The sequence below is a fragment of the Providencia sp. PROV209 genome (genome assembly GCF_028479485.1).
GTDB lineage: Bacteria > Pseudomonadota > Gammaproteobacteria > Enterobacterales > Enterobacteriaceae > Providencia > Providencia alcalifaciens.
On record NZ_JAMPNR010000021.1, the window covers coordinates 152,179 to 161,607 of the forward strand.

The 9,429-nt window shown below is 40.9% G+C and carries 7 protein-coding genes and 1 other annotated feature; of the genes, 4 read left to right on the top strand and 3 right to left on the bottom strand.

What is annotated here, in order from left to right; translation table 11 throughout:
• The first annotated feature begins 38 nt into the window (after positions 1-38).
• Complete coding sequence (locus tag PR795_RS15400; RefSeq protein WP_036967143.1) at positions 39-1,595, top strand: methyl-accepting chemotaxis protein; 1,557 nt, start codon at positions 39-41, stop codon at positions 1,593-1,595.
• Positions 1,596-1,659: 64 nt separating this feature from the next.
• Here PR795_RS15400 and pheA read toward each other — a convergent pair whose 3' ends face one another.
• The 3 genes from pheA to bamD form a co-directional block, all read right to left on the bottom strand.
• Positions 1,660-2,832, bottom strand: a complete 1,173-nt coding sequence (pheA, locus tag PR795_RS15405; protein ID WP_006660905.1) for a bifunctional chorismate mutase/prephenate dehydratase — start codon at positions 2,830-2,832, stop codon at positions 1,660-1,662.
• 25 nt (positions 2,833-2,857) lie between these two features.
• Positions 2,858-2,977, bottom strand: a sequence feature (Phe leader region).
• A gap of 168 nt (positions 2,978-3,145) precedes the next feature.
• On the bottom strand, positions 3,146-3,475 hold the full coding sequence (raiA, locus tag PR795_RS15410) for a ribosome-associated translation inhibitor RaiA (RefSeq protein WP_006662611.1): 330 nt from the start codon (positions 3,473-3,475) through the stop codon (positions 3,146-3,148).
• Between the two features lie 363 nt (positions 3,476-3,838).
• Entirely contained in the window at positions 3,839-4,567 is a 729-nt protein-coding gene (gene bamD / locus PR795_RS15415) for an outer membrane protein assembly factor BamD (RefSeq protein ID WP_006662610.1), read from the bottom strand.
• Positions 4,568-4,704: 137 nt separating this feature from the next.
• On the opposite strand from bamD, the gene rluD reads away from it, so the two are divergent.
• The 3 genes from rluD (at position 4,705) to clpB (ending at position 9,115) form a co-directional block, all read left to right on the top strand.
• Complete coding sequence (rluD, locus tag PR795_RS15420; protein WP_006660902.1) at positions 4,705-5,682, top strand: 23S rRNA pseudouridine(1911/1915/1917) synthase RluD; 978 nt, start codon at positions 4,705-4,707, stop codon at positions 5,680-5,682.
• Entirely contained in the window at positions 5,682-6,416 is a 735-nt protein-coding gene (yfiH, locus tag PR795_RS15425; protein ID WP_181480657.1) for a purine nucleoside phosphorylase YfiH, read from the top strand. The genes rluD and yfiH overlap by 1 nt, the downstream gene beginning before the upstream one ends.
• 125 nt (positions 6,417-6,541) lie before the next feature.
• Positions 6,542-9,115, top strand: coding sequence for an ATP-dependent chaperone ClpB (gene clpB, locus PR795_RS15430; RefSeq protein WP_006660900.1), 2,574 nt, complete (start codon positions 6,542-6,544; stop codon positions 9,113-9,115).
• The last annotated feature ends 314 nt before the right edge of the window (positions 9,116-9,429 follow it).

Here is a 9,429-nt window from a genome sequence, read left to right on the forward strand (position 1 = left end):
AACACTAATCATTAAATGATGATAAGTGTGGTAAACCGATGTCTTTTAAAAACCTCAAAATTAGTCTCAAGTTAACAATTGCGTTTGGCGTTTTCATTGCGTTAATCGTTTTAAGCTCTCTATTTTCATTAGTGAATATGAATCGTGCAAATGACCGTATTCAGAATGTTATCTTCAAAAGTTATCCTATTACAGCTAATGCAAATGCCGTGATGGATAACTTTTATACTTATATTGCTATGCAAGAATTGATTTTATTGGATGATCGAGGGAGTGATAAGCGTAAGGATGAGTTAGTTAAAATCAGCCAAAATATTTCTGACTTATTGGATGAATTGGATAGAAATATCACGGATAGCCGCTCTCGTGAAGTGCTTGATAATATTCATGAGGTAAGGGGAAAATTCATCAATTCTCAACAAGAGATGATGAACTTGATGAATCAAAATAATCGACAAGCTGCGATTGAAGTCATGATGACAAAAACGTCGGCTATTCAGAGAGAGTATCGTGAACAAGTTCAAAACCTCATTGCTATCCAAAATATGCTAATGCAAGAAACGGGTTATCAAGTTGAAGATGACTACAAAGCAAACCGTGTTTTATTGGCATTTCTATCGATTATTAGCATCATTGTTGGCTGCATTATGGGGTGGTATATCACGCGTATTATTACTCGACCTTTAGAGCAAGCCGTTGATTTCTCTAAATCAATTGCGAGTGGAGATTTGACTAAAATTATTCAAGCAGAATCTAAAGATGAAACAGGAATCTTATTGGAGTCGCTTGATGAAATGAAGGGGCACCTGCTTGACATAGTTCAAGAGGTTCAAAATAGCTCTGAAAGTATTTCTGCAGCAGCAGGGCAAATTGTCGCAGGTAACCAGAATTTAGCTGCTCGAACAGAAGAGCAAGCAGCCTCTGTTGAACAAACAGCAAGTTCGATGGAGCAGATAACTTCAACGGTGCAAAACACGACTGAGCATACACATGAAGCAACCATGTTGGCTGATAACACGGCTGTGACAGTCAAAAACAATGGACAGATGATGATTCAACTGACGGATAAAATGCGCGCAATTAATGGCTCATCTCAGAAAATGACCGACATCATCAATCTTATTGATTCCATTGCATTCCAGACTAATATCTTAGCGTTAAATGCTTCAGTTGAGGCAGCAAGGGCTGGGGAACATGGTCGAGGCTTTGCAGTGGTTGCAGGGGAAGTCAGACTACTCGCACAGAAAAGCGCAGCATCAGCCAGTGATATTCGTTCGTTAATCGAGAACTCGTCTTCACAAACCCAAGAAGGAATGGAATTAGTTGAGCAAGCTAGCCAACAGATCCATGGTATGGTCGCGAGTGTGGATGAAATGAATGCGTTACTTCGTGAAATTGGGCAAGCTAGCCGTGAACAAAGTGATGGAATTTCACAAATTAACAGCGCAGTAGGACAGTTAGATTTAACTACCCAACAAAATGCAGGATTAGTGGAGGAGTCGGTGGTAGCGGCAGACTCACTAAACGAGCAAGCCTACCACCTACAAGAATTAGTTAATTACTTTAAAATTAGTGCAGTGACACAAAAATCATAATTAATAGCGAACATAATTAAAAAATAACACAGGTTAGCTGCCTGTGTTATTTCTATAGCAAATATTATGATGTCACTTTTTCGGGTTCTACTGGAACAATGTTTTCTGACGGATAACAGCCAAGAATTTTAATAGAACGGGTGATTTCAGCCAGTTCTTTTAATGCTTGTTGCATATTATCTGAACGTAAGTTGGCGTGCACATCCACATAAAACATCTCTTCCCAAGGTTTACCATTAATTGGGCGTGATTCTAATTTACTCATCACTATTTTATTATTTTTCAAAATAATTAAAGCATCGACTAATGCGCCTGCTTGCTGCCCCGTTGTAATTAACAGCGTGGTTTTTGCTGGAACTTGCTCCGTGACTTCAATTGCTCGGGGGGCTACAACAATAAAGCGCGTCATATTAATCTGCTGATTCGCTAAATTATGTTCTAACACATTTAAGCCATATAATGCGCCGCCCGCTTCACTTCCTAGTGCGGCAACATTTGGAGAGTTATGTTCCGCGACTTTTTGCATTGCAGTGGATGTGCTATCGCAATATTCAATTTTCCAATGAGGGAACTGAGATAAATATTGGCTACATTGCTGGAATGGTTGAGGGTGACTGTATACCGTTTCAATCTGACTTAGATCGCTACCCGTTATGGTTAGTAGGCAATGGTTAATAGGTAAACGGATTTCACCGACAATTGAGAGTGATGTATTTTGCAGTAAATCATAAACATCATTGATTGCACCAGAGCTCGTATTTTCGATCGGTAAAATACCGTAATCTGCTTGACCGCTTTCAACCAGTGAAAAAATATCTTGGAATTTATGACAGCTACATTCAACGAGCTGATCAAAATGGCGTGCAGAATATTGGCGAGCGGCAACATGAGAATAAGAGCCTTTAGGACCTAAAAATGCAAATCGAGCAGTATCACTTGGTGTCAGATTTAAATGTTTCTGAAGAATAGCTTGCTGGGTAAGAACTGAATCTTCAATGATCATCTGAAATAAACGGGTGATATAAAACCCATCAAGACCAAGCGGTTTACCTTTATTAATTAATACATCGAGTAATTGGCGTTCGCGTTCTTTATCACGAATTGGGCGGTTATCATCAATTTTGGTTTCCGCGACTTCAATTGCATAGCCTCGACGTTTCGCAAGAAGCCCAAGGAGTTCACTGTCTAACTGGCTAATTTTCTCACGTACTTTCAGTAAATTAGTGCTATTTTCCATTCTGCGACCCTATCAAACATCAGTGAATAAAAAAGCCCCCTAGGTAGGAGGCTTTAAAATATTGTCTTCTTTTTTTTCTCGAACGACAAAAGCCCCTTAATGTGAGTGGCTAAAGAAGAAAAAGAAAACAGCATTTAGTTTCATGGTAAATCCTTACAATTGAAGTTATTCAAATAGACATGATAGTGAGCGAGAAGTCAACAAAAAACAGTGCATAACGTAAAAACGCGCCCATGATGAGCGCGTTTGGAAGGTTTCAAGATAAGTGGATTGATAATATAAAAATATAACGTAACTACTTAAACGTAACTGATTACAACGTCTCTAGATTCGCTTCTTTTACACTATTTGTTGCCCTTCTTGATTCTCCTTTATGTTGCACTTTATTTAACTGTCTTTCGAGTTTGTTGATAAGTTCATTTATTGCAACGTACATGTCTTCATGCTTAGAGCTTGCTACCAACTGTCCGGTAGCGGTTTTTATGTTGGCATCAACCATAAAACCTTGAGGTTCTTTTGACAGCACCACGTGAGGACTAATCAAGGTAACTTGCCATTTATCGAGTTTTGCTAGACGGCTTTCAATGTGTTCACGAATTGCGGGTGTGATGTCCATTTGTTTGCTAGTAATGTTAACAATCATATAGTTACCTCTCATTGTTTCCGTCTTTGATGAATTCAGAATACCGATATCTAAGAATAAAAAAATGATTTAGATCACACTTAAATTATGGAAGGTGAGGCACCCACGTGAAGTGTGATTTTGGCTAAAAAAGGGGGGTAAAAGGATTGCCAAAGTAACGATATTGAGGGAAACTGGAAAAGTTGGCTATCGACACGGTAAATAGCCGGTACTTTTTTTGGGTAAAATTTTAGGTTATGAATGTTAAAAGAAAATATTGAAAAGTATCCGCTTAATGTCCTTTAAAATCTCGTCTGAGATATCCAAAAAAAACAGCAGCCGAAGCTGCCGTTTTTATCTTAAAACATCACGTTAGAAAATAATTTACTGGTTGGCAGCAATGATGCTACCGACTTTGTTGGCTTCTTTATCTAAGCCCATCTCTTTATACGCGATTTCCATATATGCTAATGCTTGACGCGTAGCCTCTGTGTCTGGATAGTCTCTCAACATTTGTTGGACACGATTAACAACCGCGACATAAGCACCACGTTTGTTGTAATATTCAACGACAGAGAGATCAAATTTTGCCAGACGATCTTTTAAGTAGACTAAACGCTTACTCGCATCGTTGGAATATGGGCTATTCGGATAATAACGAACTAGCTGGCTTAAATCTTTGAATGCAACTAATGCATGCTGTGGATCACGGTCAGAGCGATCGATACCAAAGAAACCTTGTAACATGCTGTCATCTAACGCCATTGCCGTTAAGCCACGCATGTAAAGAACGTAGTCAATATTGGGATGAGTTGGATTTAAACGCATGAAACGGTCAATTGAAGCTATCGCCATTGGTAGCTCAGCTGATTTATAATAAGCATAAATCAGGTCTAACTGTACTTGCTGCGCATATGGACCAAACGGGTAGCGGTTATCCAACGCTTCAAACTGTTTAATTGCCGCGTTATAGTTACCGTCCTGTAATTTTTGCTGACCCGTACTATAAATCTCAGCTGGGGAACTATCGGGGCTGACTTCGTTATTGCTGGAGCATCCGGCGAGAGCCAGGCTCAACGTGGCAGCTGCCACCAGATATTTCATACGTCTCATCACGTGTTGGTTATCCTCTGACTGTATCGAGGGAGTCTATCCGTAAGGCTCCCGGCAAAATTCGAGTTACAATAGCATACATTTTAAATGAAACGGCAGCGCCGTCAAAACACAAACACCAAAAAGTAGATTAATTTATGGCTCAACAAGTACAATTAAGTGCAACTATCGCTGAATCACAGCTTGGTCAACGTTTAGATCAAGCTTTGGCTGAATTGTTCCCTGATTATTCACGTTCTCGAATAAAAGAATGGATTTTAGACGATAGAGTGCAGGTTAACGGCAAAGTTATCAATAAGGCAAAAGAAAAAGTTTTAGGTGGTGAACAAATTTCCATCGATGCCCTGATTGAAGAAGATACCCGTTGGGAACCTCAAGATATTCCACTTGATGTTGTTTATGAAGATGAAGATATCCTAATTATTAATAAACCGCGTGATTTAGTTGTTCATCCTGGTGCTGGCAATCCAGATGGGACGATCTTAAACGCATTATTATATCGCTATCCTGAAATTGCGGATGTCCCACGAGCGGGGATTGTTCACCGTTTAGATAAAGACACCACTGGCTTAATGGTTGTCGCAAAAACAGTGCCAGCACAAACTCACTTAGTGGAAGCTCTACAACGTCGTGAAATTACGCGTGAATACGAAGCTGTAGCGGTAGGACGTATGACTGCAGGCGGTATGGTTGAAGAGCCTATTTCTCGCCATCCAACCAAAAGAACGCATATGGCAGTGCATCCAATGGGAAAACCTGCAGTCACACATTACCGTGTCATGGAACATTTCCGTGCGCATACACGTTTACGCCTACGTTTAGAAACGGGACGAACTCACCAAATCCGTGTTCATATGGCACATATTAATCATCCATTAATTGGTGATCAATTGTATGGCGGACGTCCTCGCCCATTAAAAGGGGCAACGGAGGAGTTCCTTGAAGTTATGCGTAAGTTTGATAGACAAGCGCTGCACGCAACGATGTTACGTTTATATCACCCAATCACAGGCATTCAAATGGAATGGCATGCGCCATTGCCGGATGATATGGTGGAGTTAATCGAGGCGCTGAAAGCTGACACTGAACTTCACAAAGACGATATGGACTGGTAATGAATACTTTGATTTTCCCTGAATGGCCGCAACCTAAAAATGTTTCAACATGCAGTACAACGCGTATTGGTGGAGTGAGCCATCCACCTTTTGATAGCTTAAATTTAGGTGATCATGTTGAGGATTTGCCTGAGGCAGTCAGGGAAAATCGCCATCGTCTCGAAGAGCTTGCTCAATTGCCACAACAACCTGTGTGGCTTGAGCAAGTACATGGTACCCATGTTCTACATTTAACTGGGAATCAGATTAAAAATCGTCAGGCTGATGCTGTATATACCAACCAAGTAGGTCAAGTGTGCGCGATTATGACCGCAGACTGCTTACCCGTATTGTTTTGTAGTCGTGATGGGCAGGAAGTTGCGGCTGCCCATGCGGGGTGGCGGGGGCTGTGCAATGGCGTACTAGAAAACACACTTGCACAATTTAATGCGCAACCTAGTGATATTATCGCATGGATGGGACCCGCGATTGGTCCTGATAAATTTGAAGTTGGTGCTGAGGTTAAACAGGCATTTGTTAGCCAATCAGCGGATTTAGCTGAAGCATTTATATCTCAGAATGATAAATTTCTCGCAAACATCTATTTACTCGCCCGTAAAAAGCTATTGAAAGCGGGGGTTTCTGCGGTTTATGGCGGAGAATTTTGTACAGTAAGTGATGAAAACAGATTTTTTTCCTATCGACGAGAGGGTAAAACAGGAAGAATGGCATCCCTTATATGGATAAATAACTAGTTATCGGAATAATATTCCAAATTAAAAGATATTGAAGAAATAATCCCGCCTAAAACTTGAATATAAAAAAATAGACCGCATCTTATCTCCAGTAGCAAGTTTAATCTTATTCTATTGGAGGTGTTATGCGTCTGGACCGTTTAACGAATAAATTCCAGCAAGCTCTCGCTGACGCCCAGTCATTAGCCCTTGGGCGCGAAAATCAGTTTATTGAACCAATTCATTTACTCAGTGCTTTGTTTAATCAAGAAAGTGGCACTGTGCGTCCGTTATTGACGACGCTCGGCGTGAACGCAATTGCGTTCCAAAACAAAATTGAAGATGCATTGGCTCGACTCCCTCAAGTGCAAGGTGTCGCTGGGGATGTACAACCATCAAGTGACTTAATGCGTCATTTGAACTTATGTGACCAATTGGCACAAAAGCACGGAGATGACTTTATCTCCTCAGAATTATTTCTGCTCGCAGCTTTAGAAGCCAATACAACGCTCGCTGATATGTTAAAAGCGGCGGGTGTCAATAAAGACAATTTGAAAAAGGCAATAGAACAGATGCGTGGTGGCGAAAAAGTGAATGACCAAAGCGCTGAAGACCAGCGCCAAGCTTTGAAAAAATATACTGTTGATTTAACCGAACGTGCAGAACAAGGTAAGTTAGACCCTGTAATTGGTCGTGATGAAGAAATTCGTCGTACTATTCAAGTGTTGCAACGCCGTACTAAAAATAACCCAGTCTTAATCGGTGAACCTGGTGTGGGTAAAACGGCGATTGTTGAAGGTTTAGCACAACGTATTGTCAATGGTGAAGTTCCTGAAGGACTGAAAAACAAACGTGTTTTATCACTGGATATGGGCGCTCTAATTGCAGGGGCGAAATATCGTGGTGAATTTGAAGAGCGTTTGAAAGGTGTATTGAATGACCTTGCGAAACAAGAAGGTAATGTCATTCTGTTTATTGATGAATTGCATACCATGGTTGGCGCAGGTAAAGCTGACGGAGCAATGGATGCAGGTAACATGTTAAAACCTGCTTTGGCTCGTGGTGAATTGCACTGTGTAGGGGCAACAACGCTTGACGAATATCGTCAATATATAGAGAAAGACCCTGCGTTAGAACGTCGTTTCCAAAAAGTGTATGTTGCAGAGCCATCAGTAGAAGACACCATTGCTATTTTACGTGGCTTGAAAGAGCGTTATGAATTGCACCATCATGTGCAAATTACAGACCCTGCGATTGTTGCTGCGGCGACATTATCGCACCGTTATATTACTGACCGTATGCTGCCAGATAAAGCCATCGACTTAATTGATGAAGCTGGTGCAAGCTTACGTATGCAGATGGATTCAAAACCAGAATCTTTAGATAGATTAGAAAGACGTATTATCCAATTAAAACTGGAACAACAGGCATTGAAAAAAGAGTCTGACGATGCCAGTAAGAAACGCCTAGAAATGCTAGAAGAAGAGCTGGCGGAAAAAGAACGTGAATATTCTGCGTTAGAAGAAGAGTGGAAAGCTGAAAAAGCCTCGCTAACGGGAACTCAGCACATTAAAGCTGAATTAGAAAATACGCGTATTGAGATGGAAAAAGCGCGTCGTAATGGTGATTTAGCGAAAATGTCTGAGTTGCAGTATGGGCGTATTCCTGAATTGGAAAAACAGCTTGAAGCCGCGACGAAAGCAGAAGGTAAAAGCATGAAGCTTTTACGTAACAAAGTCACAGATGTGGAAATCGCAGAAATCTTAGCGCGTTGGACTGGTATTCCAGTTTCAAGAATGCTTGAAAGTGAAAGAGAAAAATTGTTACGCATGGAGCAACAGTTACATCAACGTGTTATTGGACAAGATGAAGCCGTTGTTGCTGTGTCGAATGCGATTCGTCGTAGCCGTGCTGGGTTATCGGATCCAAACCGTCCAATTGGATCATTTATGTTCTTAGGTCCAACTGGGGTGGGTAAAACCGAATTATGTAAAGCATTGGCAAACTTTATGTTTGATAGTGACGACGCCATGGTTCGTATCGATATGTCCGAGTTTATGGAGAAACACTCTGTATCTCGTTTAGTCGGTGCTCCTCCAGGATATGTGGGATATGAAGAAGGTGGTTATTTAACTGAAGCCGTAAGACGCCGCCCATATTCAGTGATCCTGCTGGATGAAGTTGAAAAAGCGCACCCTGATGTATTTAACATTTTGCTGCAAGTGTTAGACGATGGTCGTCTGACCGATGGTCAAGGTAGAACGGTAGATTTCCGTAATACGGTGATCATCATGACTTCAAACTTAGGTTCCGACCTTATCCAAGAACGTTTTGGTATGATCGGTTACTCAGAAATGAAAGATATGGTGATGGAAGTTGTTGCCCATAACTTTAGACCTGAGTTTATTAACCGTATTGATGAAGTTGTTGTATTCCATCCATTAGGTAAAGAGCAAATTACGAATATTGCGAATATTCAATTGGCTCGTTTATATAAACGTTTGGAAGAACACGGTTATGAAGTAACAGCAACGGCAGCTGCACTAGAAAAAATTGGTGAAGCTGGTTTCGATCCAATCTTTGGTGCTCGTCCGTTAAAACGTGCGATTCAGCAAGAGATTGAAAACCCACTGGCACAAGAAATACTGTCAGGCAAATTAATTCCGGGTAAACCAATTACTTTGGATGTTGAAAATGATGAAATCGTAGCAAAACAATAAGTCAGCTGAAGGAAATCATTTAAAGGTAAGGAAAAAGGCGACCGAATGGTCGCCTTTTTTATGCGAATATCGTGAGAAAAGCTGTTTTTTGGTGGAAAAACGCCCGTGAAGTATAAAAGATAATCAGTTGGAAATTATTTTTCAAAAAACACTTGCCAGATTTTTCTGACTCCCTATAATGCGCCTCCACTGACCGAGAACAAGCCAACGCAAAGCGCGATGGATACTGAACCGGCAGCGAGAGATTCTGAAAAGAATAAGCAAAAAATGCTTGACTCTCGATGAGGAAAGCGTAATATACGCCACCTCGCGAT

Bases quoted from the DNA above. Each gene is read 5' to 3' on its own strand.
- pheA (WP_006660905.1), bottom strand. From the start codon at position 2,832: ATGGAAAATAGCACTAATTTACTGAAAGTACGTGAGAAAATTAGCCAG.
- PR795_RS15400 (WP_036967143.1), top strand. From the start codon at position 39: ATGTCTTTTAAAAACCTCAAAATTAGTCTCAAGTTAACAATTGCGTTT.
- yfiH (WP_181480657.1), top strand. From the start codon at position 5,682: ATGAATACTTTGATTTTCCCTGAATGGCCGCAACCTAAAAATGTTTCA.
- clpB (WP_006660900.1), top strand. From the start codon at position 6,542: ATGCGTCTGGACCGTTTAACGAATAAATTCCAGCAAGCTCTCGCTGAC.
- raiA (WP_006662611.1), bottom strand. From the start codon at position 3,475: ATGATTGTTAACATTACTAGCAAACAAATGGACATCACACCCGCAATT.
- bamD (WP_006662610.1), bottom strand. From the start codon at position 4,567: ATGAGACGTATGAAATATCTGGTGGCAGCTGCCACGTTGAGCCTGGCT.
- rluD (WP_006660902.1), top strand. From the start codon at position 4,705: ATGGCTCAACAAGTACAATTAAGTGCAACTATCGCTGAATCACAGCTT.